General features: G+C 49.6%; 25 protein-coding genes and 1 pseudogene. 25 read left to right on the forward strand and 1 reads right to left on the reverse strand.

All coding sequences use genetic code 11. The features are described from left to right. The 7 genes and pseudogenes from tnpA to ACLTOQ_RS09725 all read left to right on the forward strand — a co-directional run. Nucleotides 1-279, forward strand: a 279-nt coding sequence (gene tnpA, locus ACLTOQ_RS09695) for an IS200/IS605 family transposase (protein WP_412319321.1), incomplete at its 5' end; no start/stop codon positions are given. Between the two features lie 18 nt (nucleotides 280-297). Further along, a complete protein-coding gene (tnpB, locus tag ACLTOQ_RS09700) occupies nucleotides 298-1,401 on the forward strand; it encodes an IS200/IS605 family element RNA-guided endonuclease TnpB (protein WP_412319292.1) in 1,104 nt (367 codons plus the stop codon). Nucleotides 1,402-1,605: 204 nt separating this feature from the next. Continuing rightward, nucleotides 1,606-1,779, forward strand: a complete 174-nt coding sequence (locus tag ACLTOQ_RS09705) for a PTS sugar transporter subunit IIA (RefSeq protein ID WP_412319322.1) — start codon at nucleotides 1,606-1,608, stop codon at nucleotides 1,777-1,779. After that, a pseudogene (locus ACLTOQ_RS09710) lies at nucleotides 1,743-2,306 on the forward strand (fructose-specific PTS transporter subunit EIIC); the annotation flags it as partial. The gene ACLTOQ_RS09705 and the pseudogene ACLTOQ_RS09710, both read left to right, overlap by 37 nt. 269 nt (nucleotides 2,307-2,575) lie before the next feature. Beyond that, nucleotides 2,576-3,343, forward strand: a complete 768-nt coding sequence (locus ACLTOQ_RS09715) for a DeoR/GlpR family DNA-binding transcription regulator (RefSeq protein WP_412319323.1) — start codon at nucleotides 2,576-2,578, stop codon at nucleotides 3,341-3,343. Between the two features lie 47 nt (nucleotides 3,344-3,390). Then, entirely contained in the window at nucleotides 3,391-4,020 is a 630-nt protein-coding gene (locus ACLTOQ_RS09720) for a flavodoxin family protein (protein WP_412280167.1), read from the forward strand. Between the two features lie 121 nt (nucleotides 4,021-4,141). After that, entirely contained in the window at nucleotides 4,142-4,687 is a 546-nt protein-coding gene (locus ACLTOQ_RS09725) for a stage V sporulation T C-terminal domain-containing protein (RefSeq protein WP_412319324.1), read from the forward strand. 218 nt (nucleotides 4,688-4,905) lie between these two features. On the opposite strand, the gene pcp is transcribed toward ACLTOQ_RS09725, so the two are convergent. Further along, the gene (gene pcp, locus ACLTOQ_RS09730) at nucleotides 4,906-5,523 is read right to left on the reverse strand and encodes a pyroglutamyl-peptidase I (protein WP_349174513.1); all 618 of its coding nucleotides are present in this window, start codon (nucleotides 5,521-5,523) and stop codon (nucleotides 4,906-4,908) included. A 173-nt stretch (nucleotides 5,524-5,696) separates the two neighbouring features. Between pcp and ACLTOQ_RS09735 the strand changes: the two genes are divergently transcribed. The 18 genes from ACLTOQ_RS09735 to ACLTOQ_RS09820 all read left to right on the forward strand — a co-directional run bounded on the left by ACLTOQ_RS09735 (nucleotide 5,697) and on the right by ACLTOQ_RS09820 (nucleotide 20,696). Further along, complete coding sequence (locus ACLTOQ_RS09735) at nucleotides 5,697-6,761, forward strand: L-threonylcarbamoyladenylate synthase (RefSeq protein WP_021914088.1); 1,065 nt, start codon at nucleotides 5,697-5,699, stop codon at nucleotides 6,759-6,761. 109 nt (nucleotides 6,762-6,870) lie between these two features. Beyond that, on the forward strand, nucleotides 6,871-7,308 hold the full coding sequence (gene rpiB / locus ACLTOQ_RS09740; protein ID WP_021914089.1) for a ribose 5-phosphate isomerase B: 438 nt from the start codon (nucleotides 6,871-6,873) through the stop codon (nucleotides 7,306-7,308). Nucleotides 7,309-7,350: 42 nt separating this feature from the next. Then, nucleotides 7,351-7,980 (forward strand): uracil phosphoribosyltransferase, encoded by a 630-nt coding sequence (gene upp, locus ACLTOQ_RS09745; RefSeq protein ID WP_117962714.1) that lies wholly within the window; start codon nucleotides 7,351-7,353, stop codon nucleotides 7,978-7,980. Between the two features lie 25 nt (nucleotides 7,981-8,005). Further along, on the forward strand, nucleotides 8,006-8,485 hold the full coding sequence (locus tag ACLTOQ_RS09750) for a deoxycytidylate deaminase (RefSeq protein ID WP_021914091.1): 480 nt from the start codon (nucleotides 8,006-8,008) through the stop codon (nucleotides 8,483-8,485). Next, on the forward strand, nucleotides 8,485-9,666 hold the full coding sequence (locus ACLTOQ_RS09755) for a cell wall hydrolase (RefSeq protein ID WP_337427177.1): 1,182 nt from the start codon (nucleotides 8,485-8,487) through the stop codon (nucleotides 9,664-9,666). Before ACLTOQ_RS09750 ends, ACLTOQ_RS09755 begins: the two co-directional genes overlap by 1 nt. Nucleotides 9,667-10,058: 392 nt before the next feature. Then, complete coding sequence (locus ACLTOQ_RS09760; RefSeq protein WP_021914093.1) at nucleotides 10,059-10,301, forward strand: AtpZ/AtpI family protein; 243 nt, start codon at nucleotides 10,059-10,061, stop codon at nucleotides 10,299-10,301. Then, on the forward strand, nucleotides 10,298-10,693 hold the full coding sequence (locus tag ACLTOQ_RS09765) for an ATP synthase subunit I (protein WP_337598164.1): 396 nt from the start codon (nucleotides 10,298-10,300) through the stop codon (nucleotides 10,691-10,693). The genes ACLTOQ_RS09760 and ACLTOQ_RS09765 overlap by 4 nt, the downstream gene beginning before the upstream one ends. A gap of 4 nt (nucleotides 10,694-10,697) precedes the next feature. Then, on the forward strand, nucleotides 10,698-11,420 hold the full coding sequence (gene atpB, locus ACLTOQ_RS09770; protein WP_021914095.1) for a F0F1 ATP synthase subunit A: 723 nt from the start codon (nucleotides 10,698-10,700) through the stop codon (nucleotides 11,418-11,420). Between the two features lie 47 nt (nucleotides 11,421-11,467). Beyond that, the gene (atpE, locus tag ACLTOQ_RS09775; protein ID WP_021914096.1) at nucleotides 11,468-11,722 is read left to right on the forward strand and encodes an ATP synthase F0 subunit C; all 255 of its coding nucleotides are present in this window, start codon (nucleotides 11,468-11,470) and stop codon (nucleotides 11,720-11,722) included. Between the two features lie 36 nt (nucleotides 11,723-11,758). Then, entirely contained in the window at nucleotides 11,759-12,313 is a 555-nt protein-coding gene (gene atpF, locus ACLTOQ_RS09780) for a F0F1 ATP synthase subunit B (RefSeq protein WP_021914097.1), read from the forward strand. Then, entirely contained in the window at nucleotides 12,301-12,849 is a 549-nt protein-coding gene (atpH, locus tag ACLTOQ_RS09785) for an ATP synthase F1 subunit delta (RefSeq protein ID WP_021914098.1), read from the forward strand. The genes atpF and atpH overlap by 13 nt, the downstream gene beginning before the upstream one ends. A 73-nt stretch (nucleotides 12,850-12,922) precedes the next feature. Further along, complete coding sequence (atpA, locus tag ACLTOQ_RS09790) at nucleotides 12,923-14,425, forward strand: F0F1 ATP synthase subunit alpha (RefSeq protein WP_021914099.1); 1,503 nt, start codon at nucleotides 12,923-12,925, stop codon at nucleotides 14,423-14,425. Between the two features lie 25 nt (nucleotides 14,426-14,450). Beyond that, nucleotides 14,451-15,323, forward strand: coding sequence for an ATP synthase F1 subunit gamma (gene atpG, locus ACLTOQ_RS09795; RefSeq protein WP_412319325.1), 873 nt, complete (start codon nucleotides 14,451-14,453; stop codon nucleotides 15,321-15,323). Between the two features lie 30 nt (nucleotides 15,324-15,353). After that, nucleotides 15,354-16,763 carry a F0F1 ATP synthase subunit beta gene (atpD, locus tag ACLTOQ_RS09800; RefSeq protein WP_021914101.1) on the forward strand — a complete coding sequence of 470 codons (1,410 nt, stop codon included), beginning with the start codon at nucleotides 15,354-15,356 and terminating at the stop codon, nucleotides 16,761-16,763. 7 nt (nucleotides 16,764-16,770) lie between these two features. Next, the gene (gene atpC / locus ACLTOQ_RS09805) at nucleotides 16,771-17,175 is read left to right on the forward strand and encodes an ATP synthase F1 subunit epsilon (RefSeq protein WP_117962741.1); all 405 of its coding nucleotides are present in this window, start codon (nucleotides 16,771-16,773) and stop codon (nucleotides 17,173-17,175) included. A gap of 102 nt (nucleotides 17,176-17,277) precedes the next feature. Next, on the forward strand, nucleotides 17,278-18,219 hold the full coding sequence (locus tag ACLTOQ_RS09810) for an AAA family ATPase (protein ID WP_412319326.1): 942 nt from the start codon (nucleotides 17,278-17,280) through the stop codon (nucleotides 18,217-18,219). A gap of 24 nt (nucleotides 18,220-18,243) precedes the next feature. Beyond that, nucleotides 18,244-19,383, forward strand: coding sequence for a DUF58 domain-containing protein (locus ACLTOQ_RS09815; RefSeq protein ID WP_412319327.1), 1,140 nt, complete (start codon nucleotides 18,244-18,246; stop codon nucleotides 19,381-19,383). After that, a complete protein-coding gene (locus ACLTOQ_RS09820) occupies nucleotides 19,380-20,696 on the forward strand; it encodes a DUF4129 domain-containing protein (protein ID WP_412319328.1) in 1,317 nt (438 codons plus the stop codon). The genes ACLTOQ_RS09815 and ACLTOQ_RS09820 overlap by 4 nt, the downstream gene beginning before the upstream one ends. The last annotated feature ends 5 nt before the right edge of the window (nucleotides 20,697-20,701 follow it).

Genomic DNA, 20,701 nt, shown 5'->3' on the forward strand with positions numbered 1-20,701 from the left:
TATGAGATATGTCAAAGGCACAGTGTTATTATCAGATATATGGAAACGGATAAAGGCCATATTCATTACATGATAGAGACAGAACCGACAATGTCTATTAGTAAGATTGTAAACCTGATGAAGAGCTATACAACATACCATATGTGGAAAAGATATCCCCAATATTTACGAAAACAATTTTGGAAAGAACATACCTTTTGGACAGATGGATATTTTGCATGTAGTGTAGGAAATGTATCGGAAGAAATGCTGAAAAGATATATAGAAAATCAAGGTTGAGAAAGGGGGTGCCAGTGGATGTTAAAGGCATATAAATACAGAATATACCCTAATAATGAGCAGAAAATACAAATTGCAAAAACATTTGGCTGTTGCCGTTTTGTATATAATCAGACACTGGCATACCGGAAAGAAGTATATGAGAAAGAGAAAAAATCGGTTAGTAAAACTGACTGTAACAATTACTGCAACAGACAATTAAAGAAAGAATATGAATGGCTGAAAGAAGTGGATAAATTCGCTTTGACAAATGCGATTTACAACATGGATGCTGCATATCAGAAATTTTTTAAGGAACATGCAGGTTATCCGAAGTTTAGGAGTAAACACGATAATCATAAGTCATATACAACAAATTTTACGAATGGCAATATAGCAGTAGATTTCGAGGGCAATAGAGTAAAACTGCCTAAATTAAAAAATGTAAAAGCAAAACTGCATAGAAATTTTAGCGGGCAGATAAAATCGGCAACGATATCACAAGTCCCGAGTGGAAAGTATTATGTATCCATTTTAGTGGAAACAGAACACGTGGAACTGCCGCATACAAATCAAAATACAGGAATAGATTTGGGCGTTAAGGAGTTATGTATTACTTCTGATGGAAAGAAATACGAAAATCCAAAAATTATCAGAAAATACGAAAAGAAACTGAAAAAACTGCAAAGACAGTTAGCGCACAAAGAAAAAAGAAGCCAAAACTACTACAAAGTAAAGAAAAAGATAGCATTATGTCATGAAAAAATAACAAATACCAGAAAAGATTATCTGCACAAGATGTCCCATGAGATTATCAGCGAAAACCAAGTGATAGTTTCGGAAAATTTGCAGATAAAAAACATGGTAAAAAATCATCATTTGGCAAAGTCCATAAGTGATGTATCATGGTATGAGCTGACAAGACAGTTAGAATATAAGGCAAAGTGGAATGGCAGAAAATATATCAAGATAAATACATTTTATGCCAGCAGTCAGTTGTGTTCAGCCTGTGGATACCAAAATACAGAGACGAAAAATCTATCCGTAAGGGAATGGATATGTCCTGTCTGTGGAACAAATCATGACAGAGATATCAATGCGGCAAAGAATATACTGGAAGAAGGATTAAGAGAAATAGCATAAAAATAATAATATAGGGCAGGGACTGCCCGAATTAACGCCTGTGGAGATAGTAGGGAGCAAAACATCCAGTGGATGTTTGTTCTGCTCCGACCGGAGTGGAACGTAGAAACGAGGTCTGCGAAGCAGGAAGCCCATTGGCTTTAGACAATGGGTAGTTCACAACAATACATTCCGCAGGATAAGCGGTTTAAGAACGGAGGAGTTATGAGAATTACGGATTTGCTCGATAAAAGAAGCGTGATGCTGGGGGCTGCGCCTTCGGACAAAAAGCAGGCGCTTGAACAGGCAATTTCTCTCATGGTACAGAGCGGCAAGATCGCTGACGAAGAAGCTTACAGGCAGCAGGCTTTTTTGCAGGCTATATTATTCTGCTGTTAAAGAAGGTTTGCGATAAGCTTCCGGAAAGCCTGAAAAAGCTTGCACCGGTTTTGTTTTACCCGGTATTGGGTATCCTGCTTATGGGCGGACCGTTCAACAAAGCGGCATATGTATTTGGAACCGCTTCGATTGCGGCAGGCAACTACGATATTATGGCAGCAGTTATGATCGGCGGAATGGTTCCTCCCTGTGCAATCGCCCTTGCTACCTTACTTTTTAAAGATAAGTTTACAAAAGAAGAAAGACAGTCCGGTCCGGTCAACTTCATTATGGGTCTGGCATTTATCACAGAGGGCGCAATCCCGTATGCAGCGTCCGATCCGCTTCACGTACTGCCTGCCTGCATCATCGGCGCAGGAATTTCCGGCGCACTCTCCGAGGTATTTCAATGTACTTTGATGGCGCCCCACGGCGGAATCTTTGTATTCCCGGTTGTTGGAAACGCGATGATGTATCTGGTAGCGCTCGTGATCGGAACGATTGTATCAACCGCACTCCTTGGATTACTGAAAAAGAAAGTTGCCTGAAACGGTTCCGATGGATAAAAAAGAATAGCTTTTTAGTTACAGTTCACTCGTACCGTTTGGGTGCAGATTTCATGCTCGCATGAAAATCTGCTTACAAAAAGGTATGAGTGAACTGTAATGTTTTTTAGGCTCAAAGGAAAAGAAGACGTCACATTGGATGGACATCACATGATGTTGTATGCTAACATAGGAAGCACCGGGGATCCTGCGATGGTGTGAAAACGGCGCGATCAGCCCGCGTACACAAACGTGATCGAAATGGAGATATTATGTTAACAGAAAAACGCCAGGAAGAAATTGTACGGCTGGTATATGAGCGGGAGAGCATCACAGCAGCGGAGCTGAAAGAAATTCTCCACAGTTCGGAATCGACGATCCGGCGTGATATCATTGCGCTCGATCAGGAGGGCAGGCTGACAAAGGTGTTCGGCGGGGCGATTGCACTGCGTACAGCCCAGATTGTCAACAAAGAACTTTCGATGGTGCAGAAAAAAGATCTCCAGATTGCAGAAAAACAGGCGATCGCGCGTTATGCCGCGTCGCTGATCGAGCGGGATGACTGCGTTTATCTGGACGCCGGAACATCGACCGGTTGGATGATCGAATATATCCGCGAAGCACAGGCAACCTATGTGACGAACGCGCTGTCCCATGCAAAGCGGCTTGCGGACAAGGGCTTCCATGTGATTTTGATCGGAGGGGAGCCAAAAAGCTCAACGGATACGATCGTTGGCGCAGAAGCGGTTGTGAATCTCCAGAAATACCATTTCAGCAAGGGATTTTTCGGGACGAACGGCGTAGAACAAAACGGCGGCTTTACGACGCCGGACGCGAGGGAAGCGATGGTCAAGCAGACTGCGGTGAAAAATACGCAGCTCGCAAACCGCTATTTCCTGGCGACGTCTTCCAAATTCGGGAAAGTGTACGCCGTGACCTTCGCAGGCTTCGAGGGCGGAGTGATCCTGACGGAAGCGCTCGTGCAGGAAAGTCTGCCGAAGAGCGTCAGGGTTGTCAATGTGAACCAACCGGAACAATAAAGTCCTGTCTGCGCAGGCACAGAGCAATAGAAGGGAGATTTTATCGCATGAAGGTTATGTTTGTAAATGGAAGCAGCCACCTCCACGGAACCACCATGGCAGCGATTGAAGAGATGGAAAAGGTATTCCGTGCAGAGGGGATTGAAACGGAGGTCATTCAGGTCGGCGGTAAGCCGATCGCGGATTGCTTGCAGTGCAATGTCTGTGGAAAGACCGGAAAATGTGTGTTTACAGACGACGGTGTGAATGAATTTGTGGAAAAGGCAAAGGATGCGGACGGCTTTGTGTTCGCAACGCCAGTCTATTTTGCACACCCGAGCGGACGCATTTTCGATTTCCTGGATCGCGCATTTTACAGCAGCAACGGTTATGAAAACTTCAAATTCAAGCCCGGCGCAGCAGTCGCAATCGCAAGAAGAGGCGGGACGACGGCTTCGCTGGACGCGCTGAACAAATATTTCGGAATCGCACAGATGCCGACCGCAGGATCGACTTACTGGAATATGGTGCACGGGCTGACGGCGGAGGACGCGCCGAAGGACGAAGAAGGGATGCAGACGATGCGCAACCTTGCAAAAAATATGATCTGGATGATGCGTTGCTTTGAAGCAGGTAAAAAAGCAGGCGTTCCGTATCCCGATATCGAGAAACAGTTTTGCACGAATTTTATCCGCTAAAAAAGACATACGCCGGAGCAGACAAAAAGAAAAGCTTTGCATAATTCCTCCTGTTTTCCACATACTACCCACATCACACAAATTATGGAAAGTATGTAGGAAGCAGGAGGAACTTTTTTATATGAAAGCAACAGGAATTGTCCGTCGGATTGATGACCTCGGACGCATCGTAATCCCGAAGGAAATTCGCAGAACGCTGCGGATTCGGGAAGCGGATCCGCTGGAAATCTTCACCGACCGGGAGGGAGAAATCATCCTGAAAAAATATTCTCCGATCGGGGAAATGACGACCTTTGCCAGGCAATATGCAGAAAGCCTTGCACAGGTCTCTGGGCATACGGTTTTGATTGCGGATCGGGATCAATTTATCGCGGCGGCAGGAGGCTGCCGAAATCTGATTGGAAAACCGCTGAGCCGGGAAATGGAGCAGCAGATCGAAAGCCGCCAGATTGTTCTTGCGACACGTGGAGACCACACATTTGTGCAGATCGCGCCGGAAGGCGTGGAGGAATATGTCTGCGAAGCAATCAGCCCGATTAACTGTGAGGGAGACGTGATTGGCGCGGTGGTTTTGCTGGGGCAGAGCAAAACGCCCGGTATGGGGGAAGTGGAACGAAAGCTGATTCAGTCTGCGTCCGGATTTCTTGGGCGGCAGATGGGGCAGTGACGCCGGGCAGCAGAGCCGTGGGTTGAAACCGGATCAAAAATGAGAACAGTGAGAATGACCTCGCCGCACCGGTGCGATTTTGTCACCGGTGCGGCGGGTTTTAGAATAGGAAGATACAGCAGAATTTTCAGACATGCTGCTTATATATCCTGCCGGGGTGTCAAATGGTTACATAAAATTTGAAAAAAATATAAAAAATTTTGAAATTCCGGAAAAATTTATCTGCATTCTACAATTGTCCCCACTGCAATCGTCAACGCCTGTACCATAAGTTCAAGACTCATACTGGGAGCATTGGAAACGGCGGCAGCAGCCTGATCTGGAAGATAGGGAACGTGGATAAAACCGCAGCGTGCAGAGTTTCTTTTTTCTGCCTGCGAGCTTTCATATAACGCAGCATAGAGCAGGTTGTTGCATACATAAGTCCCGGCGGAGTAGGAGAGCGCAGCGGGAATCCCAGCTGCGCGGAGCCGATCTGTGATCTGCCTGGTCGGAATCGTCGAAAAAAAGGCGTCAGGCGCGCTGCCAACAACCGGCTGGTCGTGCGGCTGGAAGCCTGCGTTATCGGGGGTGCGTGCGTCCCGCAGATTGATGGCGACGCGTTCGACCTGAATGGATGGACTGCCGCCGAACTGTCCGACACAGAGGATGGCATTCGGCTGATGTGCGTTGATTGCAGCCTTGAGCGCATCAATGGAAGCTTCAAATTCGGTCGGGATTTCGCATTTGATGATATCTGCGCCTGCGATCGAATCGTCCAGAGCGCGGACGGCTTCCCAGGAGGGATTGATGGTTTCCCCGCCGAACGGAGTAAAACCGGTTACGAGAATTTTCATGAGTGTGGGATTCCTTTTCTGTAATTATTTTATTTATATTATAAATCAAACCGCCCGGGCTTGCAAACCGCGGCGAAAGCGCCGCTGCAGGATTCCGTGTGCATTTGTTTGCATCCCTGTATCCTCTGTGCTATACTGTATACGGGTTTTTACGAGAAAACGAGGAAATTAACATGAAAACAATCGTAGTTACACTGGATAAAGAACATCCGGATGGGGAAGCGATTCTTCGGGCAGGCGAGATCATCAAAGCCGGCGGGCTGGTGGCGTTTCCGACAGAGACGGTCTACGGACTGGGCGGAGATGCGCTGAATCCGGAATCGTCACGGAAAATATATGCGGCGAAGGGGCGTCCGTCTGACAACCCGCTGATCGTGCACATCTGCCGGTGGGAAGATATTTACAAAATCGCGGATCCGGTTCCGGAAATCGCGCAGCGTCTGGCAGCGCGCTTTTGGCCGGGACCCCTGACGATGATTTTGAATAAAACCGCGCTTGTACCCAAAGAAACGACAGGCGGTCTGGATACGGTAGCGGTGCGGTTCCCGTCCGATTCCATTGCGCAGCGCTTTATCTGCGCGGCGGGTGGATTTGTTGCAGCGCCGAGCGCCAATACGTCCGGCAGACCGAGCCCGACGCTGGCGCAGTATGTAAAAGAGGACATGGACGGCAGGATCGAGATGATCTTAGACGGCGGCGAGGAAGTCGGCATTGGTCTGGAATCTACGATCGTAGACCTGACTGGAGACATTCCGATGATCCTGCGCCCGGGTTATGTGACGCAAAAGATGCTGGAAGAGGTTGCAAATCAGGTGGACGTTGACAAGACGATTTTGGATGCAAACTGCCATTTAAGACCTAAGGCACCCGGAATGCGTTACCGTCACTATGCACCGAAGGGAGACCTGACCATTATCGAGGGTGCGCAGGACGCGGTGAAGGAAGCCATCTGTGAAAAAAGCCGTCAGGCGACGGCAGACGGGCACCGCGTTGGTATCATCGCAACGGACGAGACGATGGAAGCCTACCGTCAAAACAGCAATGCGGCGAGTATCAAAAGCGTTGGGAGCCGTCTGGACGAAGCGGCGGTCGGCAGAAGCCTTTACCGGATTCTGCGGGAATTCGATGATGAAAATCTGGACATCCTGTTTTCGGAATCTTTTGCGGAAAGCGGCTTTGGACAGGCAATTATGAACCGGCTGCTAAAGGCGGCAGGTCATCATGTAGAACAGGTATGAGGAGGAAGATTGAAAAATTAAATTTTTCAATCTCGAGATTTGTGTCTGCGCGCACTTGACACAAACTCGGCATGCGCAAAAAGCGTGCGCAGAAATGAGAGGAAGAAAAATGATAGCATTGGCAAGTGACCACGGTGGATACGAACTGAAACAGAAGGTGATCGGATATCTGGAGGCAAATGGCTATACGTGCCATGATTTCGGCTGCTACAGTCTGGAATCCTGCGATTATCCGGAGTTTGGACGCGCTGCAGCAGAAGCAGTTGCAAAGGGCGAATGTGAAAAGGGAATCGTCATCTGTACAACCGGTATTGGTATTTCGATCGTTGCCAACAAGGTTCCCGGTATCCGCTGCGGACTTTGCGCAGACACCTATTCCGCAAAAATGACAAGAGAGCATAACGATGCAAACATGCTGGCAATGGGCGCTGGAATTGTCGGACCGAACCTGGCTCTGTCGATCGTAGAGACGTTTTTAAATACACCGTTTTCCGGCGATGAAAAGCATGTCAGAAGAATCAATAAGATTGAAGAAGAAGTAAAATAATGGTATGATGTTGGGAACATAAAACGAAGGAGGACAATGAAAATGTCAAAGGTAATGGTAATGGATCATCCCCTGATCCAGCACAAGATCGGTCTGATCCGCAAAAAGGAAACGGGTACAAAGGATTTCAGAGAGACGATCAGCGAAATCGCAATGATGATCTGCTATGAAGCGACCAGACATCTGGAGCTGGCAGATGTGCAGATTGAGACTCCCATCTGCAGCACAACGGTAAAAGAGATCAAAGGACGTAAAATGGCCATTGTTCCGATCCTGCGTGCAGGACTGGGGATGGTAGATGGTGCGCTCAAGATGATCCCGGCAGCAAAGATCGGTCATATCGGCCTGTACCGCGACCCTGAGACATTAAAGCCTGTAGAATATTACTGTAAGCTTCCGGCTGACTGCGCAGAAAGAGAAGTTTTCGTTGTTGACCCGATGCTGGCAACCGGCGGCTCTTCCGTAGCAGCAATTCGCATGCTGAAAGAAAAAGGCTGTAAGAAGATCCATTTTCTGTGTATCATTGCAGCTCCTGAGGGCGTAAAGGCAATGCAGGAAGCACATCCTGACGTAGACGTTTATATTGGCGCACTGGATGAGCACTTAAACGAGCACGGCTATATCGTACCCGGTCTGGGCGATGCCGGCGACAGAATTTTTGGCACCAAATAAAACCGGATTTTTATAAGGAGGGTGTATGAAGCGGGAGGATTATATTTCCTGGGATGAATATTTTATGGGAGTAGCCAAGCTCGCGGGAATGCGCTCCAAAGATCCCGGTACGCAGGTCGGGGCATGTATTGTGGGGCAGGACAACAAAATCCTTTCCATGGGGTATAACGGCTTTCCGATTGGCTGCTCTGATGATGAATTTCCCTGGGAGCGGGAGGGGGATACGTTAAAGACGAAGTATCCTTATGTGACGCACAGCGAGCTGAATGCCATTCTAAACTACCGCGGCGGAAGCCTGGCTGGGGCGAAACTCTATGTGACGCTTTTTCCCTGTAATGAATGCGCAAAAGCGATCATCCAGAGCGGAATCCGGGAAGTGATTTACGATTGCGACAAGTATGCGGAAACCCCGTCTGTCCGGGCATCCAAGCGGATGTTTCGGGCAGCGGGCGTGGCGTACAGACCTTACAGTAGAAGCGGACGGACCGTAAAGATGGAGCTTTGATGAGAGGGACAAAACAGGGATTCCGAAGAACAATTGCCAGCCTGCTTGTTTTTTCTCTCTGTATCGCTGCAGTTCCAGCGCTGCCGGCAAAGGCGGACAATAAGATCAACGAGCTGCAGAATCAGATCAAGGAAGAACAGAAAAAACAGAACGATACGAAGGACCAGAAAAAACAGACGGAAAACAATATCAATTCCCTGAACAATGTAAAAACCTCCCTGCAGGGGGAGTTAAACGGTCTGACGGATGACCTGACGCAGATCAGCAGCCGGCTGGAAGAAATCGAACAGAATATTATCGACAAGAACCAGGAAATTTCCGATACGCAGGAAAAGCTGGAGCAGGCGAAGGAGACGGAGAGCAGCCAGTATGCGGCGATGAAGCAGCGGCTGCGTTATCTTTACCGTGACAATAACCGCACGTATTATGAGATTTTATTCAGTGCGATGACGTTTTCTGAACTGCTGAACCAGAGTATTTATGTGGAAAAGCTCCATGAGTACGACCACAGGATGCTTTTGAGCTACAAAGCGCAGCGGGAAGCGATTGAAGAGATGGAGGCGAAGCTGGAGGAGGAAAAGGCGCAGTTAGATGATCTGCAGGCTCAGGCAAAGGAGCAGCAGGCGAGTATCATGACGAGCGTCAACAACACCAAAAACAGCATCAGCGCCTACAGCGGACAGATTGCGGAAGCACAGGCCCAGGCGGACGCCCTTGGCAATCAGATTGCAGAGCAGGACAAAAATATTGCAGCCCTCAAAAAACAGCTGCAGGAGGAAATCGCAAAATCCCGTCTTGCTGCGAAATCGGCATGGAGGGACATTTCCGAGGTGAGCTTTGCAGAGGGTGACCGGTATCTTCTGGCAAACCTGATCTACTGCGAAGCGGGCAACCAGCCCTATGCAGGGCAGGTAGCAGTCGGGGCGGTGGTCATCAACCGTGTGCTGAGCTCGGTCTATCCGAACACAGTATCCGGCGTAATTTACCAATATAAGCAGTTTGCACCGGTTCTGGACGGACATCTGGCGATTGCACTTGCAAACGACAGCGCGACGGCGGCATGTTATAAGGCAGCAGACGAAGCGATGTCCGGCTATACAAACGTCGGACGCTGCGTATATTTCAGAACGCCGATTGAAGGTCTGACCGGCACGCAGATCGGCGGGCATATTTTCTACTAAAAGCGGCTGAAATTACAGATGGTCAGCAGACGGTAATTGAAAGCTCTGTGCTGTTTATGCAGCTGCTATGGAATCTAAAATTTTTATAAACAGACAGATGACAGGATATGTTTGAAAATCTGTCAAGAACAGCAGGAATTTCTGCAGATTTCACAACTGCAAAAATCCTGCTGTTTTTTCATGCCTGCTTATTGCATAAAATGGACGGAAAAACGCGCGAAAACGTCGGGGAAAATGCCAGAAACTATTAAGACAATGCCAAGAAAACAGGTGGACAAGAAAGCGTAAAATGGGTATAATGGTAGACAGGGATTTCTCCAAAATGGCAGCTTAAAAAGAGCCAGTCAGAGCGAAAATCTCTTAAAAAACCGGTGCATGGCAGGAGGATTTTTGTGGCAAAGCACTCCTTTAACAAAACTGTCTGGCAGTGTCTGACGCTGATTTCACAGTTCGGAATTATGATGCTTGTTCCCACGGGCATGATGTTCGCCCTCGGCTACTGGCTGGATGGCAGGCTCGGGACGCAGTTTTTTGCAATTGTGCTGTTTTTTGTTGGCGTTTTGGCGGGATTTGGGAATATTTATCGGCTGGCGCGGCAAATTTATCAGAAGAAGGACAAAAAGGACAGGGAATGAGAAATTTTTTCAAAAAGATCGATGAAACCGTCCGGGAGATGTGGCTCGGCACTTTTTTGTGGGGATGTCTGTGCGAGCTGGTGTCCGTCTGGTGGGTAAAGGACAGGCTGTACAGCGGTCTTGGCATCCTGATCGGGATGCTGCTTGCCATGGCAGGAATCTGGCACATGTGGAAGGTGCTGGATACAGCGCTGGAGCTCGGGGACGGCGCACAGAAATATGCGACGTCGAAGAATCTTCTCCGGTATGCTGTGGTTTTGGTCGTGTTTGCAGTCCTGATGCTGACACATTTTGCAGACCCTCTAGCGGCGTTTGCAGGTTTGATGGGAATGAAAGCTTCGGCTTATCTGCAGCCTTTTATACGCAGATACAAAGAAAAGAAGAGGAGGTGAGACGATGACGAATGGTATTTTGCTAAATGGTTCGGCTGACATTGATTTTATGATTCACGGCGTCTTTCCCTATCAGTTTTTCGGACAGACGGTGTGGATTACCACAACCCATATCTGTCTCCTGATCGTACTTTTGCTGATCCTTGCGTTTGCGATTGCGGCAAACCGGGCGATGAAGCATGCTTCTGAAGTACCGGGATTTTTCCAGAACATCGTGGAGCTTGTGGTGGAAAAGCTGGACGGCATGGTAAAAATGGTTATGGGAAAGAATGCGGCGAAGTTCGCAAACTATATTGGAACCATATTCATTTTTATCCTGATCAGCAACTTTTCCGGTCTGCTGGGGTTACGTCCGCCGACGGCGGATTACGGCGTTACCCTGCCGCTCGGTCTGGCAACCTTTACGCTGATTCATTACAACAAGCTGAAGCATAAGAAGTTAAAGGGAGCGCTGGCAGAGCTGTGCGATCCGTGGCCAATCTGGGCGCCGATCAATATTATCGGTTATATTGCAGTTCCGGTTTCGCTGTCTTTGCGTCTGTTTGCCAATGTGCTTTCCGGCGTTGTTATGATGGCGCTGGTATACGGACTTCTGCGGGTGATCGCAATCGGCTGGCCTGCAGTGCTGCATGTGTACTTCGATCTGTTTTCGGGAGCAATTCAGACCTACGTGTTCTGTATGCTGACGATGACATACCTTTCTGATGCCATCGGAGAGGAAGGATAAACGAAAATACCAAAACTGTAACACAACAGAAGAATGGAGGATTTATCATGGAATTCAATGAAAACTTTATCTTAGGCTGTTCTGCAATCGGCGCAGGTCTGGCGGTTATCGCCGGTATCGGACCTGGTGTAGGTCAGGGTATCGCAGCTGGTCATGCTGCTGCTGCAGTTGGCAGAAACCCGGGTGCAAAATCCGATATCACCTCGACCATGCTGCTTGGTCAGGCGGTTGCCGAGACAACCGGTCTGTATGGTCTGCTGATTGCGATGCTGCTGCTGTTTGTAAAACCTCTGCTTCCCTGATAAGAGAATATTTCAAGAAGGAAGGAGGAGGGAAGAGTGCATAATTTAAACGCAGTATTGCTTGCGGCAGAAATGGAGCCCAGACTGTTTGATCTGGATTTCCAGCTGCTTGCGGATTCCCTGCTTACGATCATCGCTGTATTCGTGCTGTTTATTGCATTGTCCTATCTGCTCTTTAATCCTGCCCGCAAATTTATGCAGGACAGACAGAATAAGATCGCAGGGGAACTGGATCATGCAAAGACAGCCCAGGAGGACGCCGAAAAGCTGAAAGCAGATTACGAAGCCAGACTTGCCAATGTGGACAAAGAGGCGGATGAGATCTTAAGCGCAGCAAGAGCGAAAGCACTGGCGAATGAAGCGGACATTGTGGCGAAGGCGCGGGAGGAAGCCTCTCGTATTATCGCCCATGCGCATGTGGAAGCCGAACTGGAAAAGAAAAAAGCGGCGGATGAAATTAAGCAGGAGATGGTTGGTCTGGCAATGGATGCGGCTGGCAAGTTTGTCAGAGTTTCCATGGATGACAGAACCAAGAACGCTCTGATTGAAGAGACTCTTGCAGAAATAGGAGAAAATACATGGCTAAGCTAGTGTCACAGGTCTATGCGGAAGCACTGTTTGGCCTGGGCGTAGAGAATGGTCTGCTGGATACGCTTCTGGAGGAGCTAAACGGCATGTGTGAAATTTTAGGGAAAAATCCCCAATTTGTGACACTGCTTGGACATCCGGAGCTGGATCAGAAGGAAAAAACAGCGGTCTTTGACCGGGTATTTGACGGTAAAATCAGCAAAGAACTGAACGGATTTTGCCATCTTCTTCTGGAAAAAGGCAGATTTGGCGAGCTGTTTGCGATCCGTGAGGATTACGAACGCCGCTGTCTGGCTTATCATAAAATCGGAGTCGTGTATGTAACCAGTGCAGAAGAGCTTTCGGATACTCAGAAGGAGAACATCCGTCAGAAGCTTCTGGCTACGACTGACTTTGTATCGCTGCAGATTCATTATCAGGTGGATGCTGCGCTGATCGGCGGACTCAAGATCCAGATCGGCGACCGTGTTGTAGACAGCAGCATCCAGAACAGGCTGAAACGGATGAAAGACAGCCTGATGCGTGTGTCTTTATCCTGAAGCGGACTTACGCAGCAGAAAGAATAACGGGAAGGAAAATCTGTTCCCGTATCCTAGGAAGGGAGTAAAATCCATGAATTTAAGACCTGAGGAAATCAGTTCTGTTATTAAAGAACAGATTGAGCGATATGCCTCCAGGCTGGAAGTATCGGATGTCGGTACCGTTATCTGGGTAGCGGACGGCATTGCCAGAATCCATGGACTGGAGAATGCGATGCAGGGTGAGCTGCTGGCATTCCCCAATGATGTATTCGGCATGGTACTGAATCTGGAGGAGGACAACGTAGGTGCTGTACTGCTTGGTGCGGGCAGCATCAGTGAGGGTGATCAGGTCCGGACAACAGGACATGTAGTTGAGGTTCCGGCGGGCGATGCGCTGCTGGGACGTGTTGTAAATGCGCTGGGTCAGCCTATCGATGGCAAGGGACCCGTGCAGACGGATGCCTACCGCAAAATTGAGCGTGTGGCAAGCGGCGTTATTACCCGTAAATCCGTAGATACCCCTCTTCAGACCGGAATCAAGGCAATCGATTCCATGGTTCCGATCGGACGCGGACAGCGTGAGCTGATTATCGGCGACAGACAGACAGGTAAAACTGCAATTGCCATCGACACCATCATCAACCAGAAGGGCCAGGGCGTAAAGTGTATTTATGTCGCCATCGGCCAGAAGGCTTCTACCGTAGCTTCCATCGTAAATACGCTGGAGGAGTACGGCGCTATGGCATATACGACTGTCGTAGCTTCCACTGCAAGTGAGCTTGCTCCGCTGCAGTACATCGCACCGTATGCAGGCTGTGCAATGGGTGAAGAATGGATGGAAAAGGGAGAAGATGTGCTGGTCGTTTATGACGATTTAAGTAAGCATGCGGCTGCATACCGTACACTCTCCCTGCTGTTAAAGCGTCCGCCTGGCCGTGAGGCTTATCCTGGTGATGTCTTCTATCTGCATTCCAGACTTCTGGAGCGTGCAGCAAGAATGAATGACGAGCATGGCGGCGGTTCCCTGACTGCATTGCCGATCATTGAGACACAGGCAGGAGATGTTTCTGCATACATCCCGACCAACGTTATTTCTATCACGGATGGTCAGATTTATCTGGAAACGGAAATGTTCCATGAGGGCTTCCGTCCTGCAGTCAACGCCGGTCTGTCCGTATCCCGTGTAGGCGGTTCTGCACAGATCAAGGCGATGAAGAAGATTGCAGCGCCGATCCGTGTCGAGCTGGCACAGTACCGTGAACTGGCGGCCTTCTCCCAGTTTGGTTCCGAGCTGGATGCAGATACCCGCGAAAAGCTGGCGCAGGGCGAGAGAATCCGGGAGGTATTAAAGCAGCCTCAGTATCAGCCCATGCCGGTAGAATACCAGGTTATCACGCTGTATGTGGCAACAGGAAAATATTTGCTGGATGTAGAGGTTGACCAGATTACCCGGTTCGAACAGGAATTTTTCACATTCCTCGATAAGAAATATCCGGAAGTTCCAAAGGCGATCCGCACCGAGAAAGTGATTTCTGACGAGACGGATGCACTTCTGAAAAAGGCGATCACAGAGTTTAAGGCAGAATTCAAATAGGATGGAGAAGGGCAGGTGACAGGACATGGCTTCCATGAGAGACATTAAGAGAAGAAGAAGCAGTATCCAGAGCACCGGACAGATCACCAGGGCAATGAAGCTGGTTGCCACCGTCAAGCTGCAGAAGGCACGGGAAAAGGCGGAGCATACCAGACCTTATTCCGATGGGGTTTATCAGACCATGCAGTCCATCCTGGAGCGTTCTGCCGGGATCAGCCATCCGTATCTGCAGGGCGGGGATAACCCGCGCAAGGCAGTGATCGTGATGACATCCAACCGCGGACTTGCGGGCGGCTATAATGCGAATGTGGTCAAGCTGATCACACAGGGAAATTTTGACCTGAAGGAGCTTGACATTTATGCTGTCGGCAAAAAGGGCAAGGACGCGCTGCAGCGTGCAGGCTGCAAGATCAGCCTGGACTGCTCGGATATCTGCGAGGAACCTACCTATGCGGATGCGGCTGCTTTGGGCAGACGCGTTCTGACAAGCTTTGCACAGGGCGAGGTAGGCGAAATCTGGCTGGCCTATACTTCTTTTATCAATACAGTTGTGCATGAACCCAGGCTGATCCGTCTGCTTCCGGTTTCGAAAAAGGACGTGGATGAAAAGGTGGAACGGGAGGGTTCTGCAGGCTTAAAGCTTCAGATGAACTTTGAAGCGGAGGAAGAAAGCATTCTGGAAATGCTGATTCCCAAATATATGATCAGTATGATTTACGGCGGACTGCTGGAAGCAGCTGCCAGTGAAAACGGCGCGCGGATGCAGGCGATGGATTCTGCAACGGGCAATGCTGAGGAAATGCTGGAAGATCTGACGCTGCTGTACAACAGAGCGCGTCAGGGCGCGATCACCCAGGAGCTGACCGAAATTATCAGCGGTGCTGCGGCGATCGGCTAGCCGGCAGAATAGGAAACAAGGAGACAGTTTATGGCAGCAGAAAAAATTGGAAGGATCACACAGGTCATCGGTGCCGTACTGGATATTCGCTTCCAGGCGGGTGAGCTTCCGCTGATCAATGAGGCGATCCGGATTAAGCGTGAGGACGGCGGCGAGCTGGTTGCCGAAGTTTCCCAGCATCTGGGAGACGATACGGTAAGATGTATTGCCATGGGTTCGACAGACGGTCTGCGCAGAGGAATGGAAGCAATCGCAACCGGCGCTGCGATCAGTGTTCCGGTGGGAGAAAATACTCTGGGACGCATGTTCAACGTACTGGGTCAGCCGATTGACGAAAAACCGATGCCGGAGGGCGTCAGCTTTGAGCCGATTCACCGCAGCGCACCGAAATTTGAGGATCAGTCGACAAAAGCGGAAATGCTGGAAACCGGTATTAAAGTCGTTGACCTGCTTTGCCCCTATCAGAAGGGTGGTAAGACCGGTCTGTTCGGCGGCGCCGGCGTAGGCAAAACCGTACTGATTCAGGAGCTGATCCGTAATATTGCAACAGAGCACGGCGGCTACTCTGTATTTACCGGTGTAGGCGAGCGTACCAGAGAAGGCAATGACCTGTATTATGAAATGAAAGAATCCGGGGTTATCGATAAGACAACCATGGTATTCGGACAGATGAATGAGCCCCCCGGGGCAAGAATGCGCGTCGGTCTGACCGGTCTGACAATGGCAGAATATTTCCGTGATCAGGGCGGTAAGGACGTGCTGTTGTTTATTGATAATATTTTCCGCTTCACCCAGGCAGGTTCGGAGGTATCCGCTCTGCTGGGACGTATGCCCTCTGCGGTAGGGTATCAGCCTACACTGCAGACGGAAATGGGCGCTCTGCAGGAGCGTATCACATCCACCAAGAATGGTTCCATCACATCGGTTCAGGCAGTTTATGTGCCTGCGGATGACCTGACGGACCCTGCACCGGCAACGACATTTGCTCATCTGGATGCGACAACAGTGCTTTCCCGTTCCATTGTAGAGCTGGGTATTTATCCTGCGGTTGATCCGCTGGAGTCTACCTCCCGCATTCTGGATCCCAGAATCGTCGGTGAGGAGCATTATCGTGTAGCCAGAGGCGTACAGGAGATTCTGCAGAAGTATAAAGAGCTGCAGGATATCATTGCGATCCTCGGTATGGACGAGCTTTCCGAAGAGGATAAGCTGGTTGTATCCAGAGCGCGTAAAGTACAGCGTTTCCTGTCTCAGCCATTCTTTGTAGCTGGACAGTTTACCGGTCTGCCGGGCAAATATGTGCCGATTTCGGAGACCATCCGCAGCTTTTCCGAAATTCTGGAAGGCAAGCACGATGATATTCCGGAGAGCTACTTCCTGAATGCAGGAAGCATCGATGACGTGCTGGCGCGGGTACAGGAAAAATCCGCAGAGAAATGAGGTCGGCATGGCAGAGGAAAAAACCTTTCTGATCAAAATTATCACGCCGGAGCGTGTGTTCTATGAGGGAACAGCGATCATGGCAGAATTTAATACTTCGGAGGGAGAGATCGGTGTTTACGCCGGTCATATCCCCCTGACGGTAATTTTAAAGCCCGGTGTTTTGACCCTGACGGAAGAGTCTGGGAAGAAAAAGGCCGCGCTTCACACCGGTTTTGCAGAGATTTTGCCGGATCAGATTTCGATTCTGGCAGAAGCGGCAGAGTGGCCCGGTGAGATCGATATCAAAAGAGCAGAGGCTGCCCAGAAGAGGGCGGAAGAAAGATTGCAGGCCCATAGCTCCGATACGGATATGGCGCGTGCGGAGACAGCTCTTTTACGAGCCGTTGCAAGAATTGAGGCGCTGCGTTGACAGCGCCTCTTTTTCCTAAAATAATATTGAAAAAAGCGGAAGCAGCTTAAAAATAGCTGCAAAACGAAAGAATAGATGGATGCAGCCTGTGGGAGGAAGATCATGCAGAAAAGAATTTTGGACATTTTGCAAAATACGCAGAAGGTAATTATCGGAAAAGAACGGGTGACGAAGCTGCTGCTGACTGCTTTGCTGGCGGATGGACATGTGCTTTTGGAGGACGTGCCCGGAACAGGGAAAACAAGACTTGCCAAAGCACTGGCTGCCAGTCTCGGAATTGAATTCGGAAGAATTCAGTTTACACCGGATATGCTTCCGGCGGATATCACAGGCTTACATATTTATGACAGAGAGAGCGGGAAATTTGTGCTGAACAAAGGACCTGTTTTTACTAATATTTTATTGGCAGACGAGATCAACCGCGCGGCACCCCGGACACAGGCGGGTCTTCTGGAGTGTATGGAGGAGCGTCAGGTCACTATCGACGGAAAAACACAGAAATTAGAGCCGCCGTTTTTCGTAGTGGCGACAGAAAATCCGGTGGAGACTGCGGGAACCTTCCCTCTTCCGGAAGCGCAGATGGACAGATTTCTGATGAAGCTGTCCATGGGGCTGCCTACGAGAGAAGAAGAGGTGCAGATCCTGGATACGTATATGACGGAGGATCCGTTAAAGAAGCTGACAGCGGTGATAGATCAGGAGACCCTTGAGAGAATGCAGAAGGAAGCGATGGAGGTGTATGTGCACCCGACAGTGCGAGGCTATCTGGCGGATCTGTCAGCGGCAACGAGAAGCAGCGACCAGACTGTGATGGGTGTCAGTCCCAGAGGAACGATCGCACTGATGCGTGCCTCCAGGGCGTGGGCATATCTGGAAGGCAGAAGTTTTGTGACACCGGATGATGTCAAAGCGGTGGCCGGACCGGTCATGGCACACCGCGTGGTGCTTTCCTATGGACAGAATCGTTATGCAGATGCGCTGCGTCTGATAGAGGAAATTTTAAACACTGTGCCGGCTCCGACAGAAGATTTTTCGATCGCATAAGCGTATCAGAAAGGGCATAACGGTATGGTTATAATATGGATAATTCTGGGAGCCCTGCTGCTGTGGGAGATTCAGTTTGTATGGTATGCAAAGCACTGGGATGAGGAGCTGTTTGTATCCCTGGCCTTTTCCCGTAAAAGTACAGTGCGCGGGGAGAGCTGCGAGCTTTTGGAAACGATTGAAAACAGGAAACTTTTGCCGTTGCCCGTCCTGAAAGTAAAATTTCAGGTGTCGAGGCAATTGGCATTTGAGGACGCCGGGACGGAGAGCAGTGTGACGGATCAATATTACCGGAATGATGTTTTTTCGGTGCGTCCCTATACCAGGCACATCAGAAGTCTGCGGTTTACCTGTAAAAAAAGAGGATTTTACCGGATCAACGGCCTGGACGTTGTGGCGGGAGATCTGTTTTTGACCCATGAGTTGCCCAAAAGCCTGCCGGTGGATTCCCAGCTGTATGTCTACCCCAGACCATTTCGGGGAATGGATTTTAACGGCGCGCTGCGGCAGTTGAACGGCGAGGTTGCGACGAAACGGCATTTGCAGGAGGATCCTTTTGAATATCTGGGGATCCGGGAATATACGCCGCGGGATACGCTGCGGGATGTAAACTGGAAAGCGACCGCAAGAAGCGGGGAATTAAAGGTCAATCAAAAGGGCTGCACCGCCCAGCGCTCTGTCCGGCTGGTGGTAAATCTGGAGGACGGTGCGATTTTACGTCAGGAGGATCTGCTGGAAGCTTCAATTGAAATGGCGGCAGCGGCAGCGGAGCTATTTATCGGACAGGGCATCAGAACCTCTCTGGAAACCAACGGACCGGATCTTCTGACAAAAGAGGCGGTCTGCCTGAAAGCATCCTGCGGCGCGGGCCATCTGGACAGCATTTTCCGTGGACTGGCCCGGATAGACTTGGAGAAGCCGGCACCTTCCTTTGAACCGATCCGGGAGCGGCTGGAAGAAATGGAAGACAGGGAAAGCCTTTGTACGATTTTCTTTTCTGCGGATGCACGACCGGAATTTCAGCAGCTGCTGGAAAAATTCAGGAAAGAAAAACGAGAATTTATTTGGTTCTGTCCGGTAAACCGTATAATCCGGCCAGAAATAAATGCCGGTATCCGCCCTTATACCCGTTTGATTGATGTGGAAGAAGGAGGGCGGTTATGAAACAGAATCTGCAAAGAATCTCGGAGTGGATCGAACTCTTTTTAAACTATGCAGTGGTTTTCTGCATCGAAATTGCACTCAATGCACTGATCGGGGATCGTGTGCCGGTGGGTGTGTGGCTGGTTGCAGCCCTGTACCCTGTCTGCTTTTATCTGTTCCGTAAAAAGCTGAAGCATTTCTGGATATTCTTTCTATTGCATCCGGCAGTCGTTGTGTTTGCAACGCTGATGGTAAAGAGCTGGCCGGTAGGTGCAGTTGCGATTGCGGTGCTTGGTGTATTTTATGGTCTGCATTCCATCCGTCTTCGAGTGCATCAGGTGATACGGGAACGGGAGTTCCCGCTGCCTGCAGCGGCAGTGGTGGTGATCGCAGCATTTTTGGTCTGCAGCTATAAGCAGTCCCAGACGGATTGTATGCTTGTTTTGGGAAGCTTTTTTGTATGGCTGCCCGGAATACTGATCAAGCGCTATGCGGACAATTATCTTTCTTATGTAAAAATAAATGCGGGCAGTGCCGGTGTGATTCCGGAAAAAAATATTTTCCGGACGGGAATTATTGTTGTGGCACTGTATTCCGTAGTCTGTGTCGCCCTGCTGATTGTGTGCTGTACGACACCTCTTGTGGATAAGTTGACCGAAGGTGCCATATGGCTGGGGAAAATACTTCGATGGTTGATCGTATGGCTGCTGACAATGCTTTCCGGAGAACCGGAGAAGGCTGTTGAGCAGGCAACAGTGAGTGTGCCGGAAATGGAAATGGGCTGGGGAGAGTTCGAGGAGGTTCGCCCCACACCGGTTTGGATAGAAGTGCTTGGAAAGCTTGTTTTCTGGTCAATTGTGGTGGCATTGATCGTCGCAGTGCTTGTGAGCATTGTCCTTTTGTTCCGCTGGATGATCAAAAGCTTCTATCAGACTGACAGGGGACGTAAGGAGACTCTCGAAGCTGGCGTAGAAGAAAAAACGGAGTCCATCGCCTATAGGGAGAAACGGAAAAGAGCACAGCTTTTTATCGGTATAGAGCCATCTGCGAAGATCCGGCGGGCCTATAAAAAGACCATAGAAGGCGCCTTTGGCAGGCGGCAAAAGAAAAAGGAACAGGAAAGGAAAGAGGCAGTGTGGCTGGGGTTGGCAAACAGCTTGACTGCGCAGGAGCTGACCCGGCAGGCATGGGGGGACACCGGACATGAAGACTGGGAGCAGCTGACGGAGTTGTATGAGCAGGCGCGCTATGGCGGCACAGAACCGGAACGGGAGCAGGCGCGGGCGGCTGTAAAACTTTCCGGGAAGATTCTGCATATGATAAAGAAAAAATAACAGCC

Source organism: Gallintestinimicrobium sp., from assembly GCF_046968865.1.
Taxonomy (GTDB): domain Bacteria; phylum Bacillota; class Clostridia; order Lachnospirales; family Lachnospiraceae; genus Gallintestinimicrobium; species Gallintestinimicrobium propionicum.

Coding starts and splice junctions, on each gene's coding strand:
- tnpB (WP_412319292.1), top strand. CDS start 298: ATGTTAAAGGCATATAAATACAGAATATACCCTAATAATGAGCAGAAA.
- ACLTOQ_RS09705 (WP_412319322.1), top strand. CDS start 1,606: ATGAGAATTACGGATTTGCTCGATAAAAGAAGCGTGATGCTGGGGGCT.
- ACLTOQ_RS09715 (WP_412319323.1), top strand. CDS start 2,576: ATGTTAACAGAAAAACGCCAGGAAGAAATTGTACGGCTGGTATATGAG.
- ACLTOQ_RS09720 (WP_412280167.1), top strand. CDS start 3,391: ATGAAGGTTATGTTTGTAAATGGAAGCAGCCACCTCCACGGAACCACC.
- ACLTOQ_RS09725 (WP_412319324.1), top strand. CDS start 4,142: ATGAAAGCAACAGGAATTGTCCGTCGGATTGATGACCTCGGACGCATC.
- pcp (WP_349174513.1), bottom strand. CDS start 5,523: ATGAAAATTCTCGTAACCGGTTTTACTCCGTTCGGCGGGGAAACCATC.
- ACLTOQ_RS09735 (WP_021914088.1), top strand. CDS start 5,697: ATGAAAACAATCGTAGTTACACTGGATAAAGAACATCCGGATGGGGAA.
- rpiB (WP_021914089.1), top strand. CDS start 6,871: ATGATAGCATTGGCAAGTGACCACGGTGGATACGAACTGAAACAGAAG.
- upp (WP_117962714.1), top strand. CDS start 7,351: ATGTCAAAGGTAATGGTAATGGATCATCCCCTGATCCAGCACAAGATC.
- ACLTOQ_RS09750 (WP_021914091.1), top strand. CDS start 8,006: ATGAAGCGGGAGGATTATATTTCCTGGGATGAATATTTTATGGGAGTA.
- ACLTOQ_RS09755 (WP_337427177.1), top strand. CDS start 8,485: ATGAGAGGGACAAAACAGGGATTCCGAAGAACAATTGCCAGCCTGCTT.
- ACLTOQ_RS09765 (WP_337598164.1), top strand. CDS start 10,298: ATGAGAAATTTTTTCAAAAAGATCGATGAAACCGTCCGGGAGATGTGG.
- atpB (WP_021914095.1), top strand. CDS start 10,698: ATGACGAATGGTATTTTGCTAAATGGTTCGGCTGACATTGATTTTATG.
- atpE (WP_021914096.1), top strand. CDS start 11,468: ATGGAATTCAATGAAAACTTTATCTTAGGCTGTTCTGCAATCGGCGCA.
- atpH (WP_021914098.1), top strand. CDS start 12,301: ATGGCTAAGCTAGTGTCACAGGTCTATGCGGAAGCACTGTTTGGCCTG.
- atpA (WP_021914099.1), top strand. CDS start 12,923: ATGAATTTAAGACCTGAGGAAATCAGTTCTGTTATTAAAGAACAGATT.
- atpG (WP_412319325.1), top strand. CDS start 14,451: ATGGCTTCCATGAGAGACATTAAGAGAAGAAGAAGCAGTATCCAGAGC.
- atpD (WP_021914101.1), top strand. CDS start 15,354: ATGGCAGCAGAAAAAATTGGAAGGATCACACAGGTCATCGGTGCCGTA.
- atpC (WP_117962741.1), top strand. CDS start 16,771: ATGGCAGAGGAAAAAACCTTTCTGATCAAAATTATCACGCCGGAGCGT.
- ACLTOQ_RS09810 (WP_412319326.1), top strand. CDS start 17,278: ATGCAGAAAAGAATTTTGGACATTTTGCAAAATACGCAGAAGGTAATT.
- ACLTOQ_RS09815 (WP_412319327.1), top strand. CDS start 18,244: ATGGTTATAATATGGATAATTCTGGGAGCCCTGCTGCTGTGGGAGATT.
- ACLTOQ_RS09820 (WP_412319328.1), top strand. CDS start 19,380: ATGAAACAGAATCTGCAAAGAATCTCGGAGTGGATCGAACTCTTTTTA.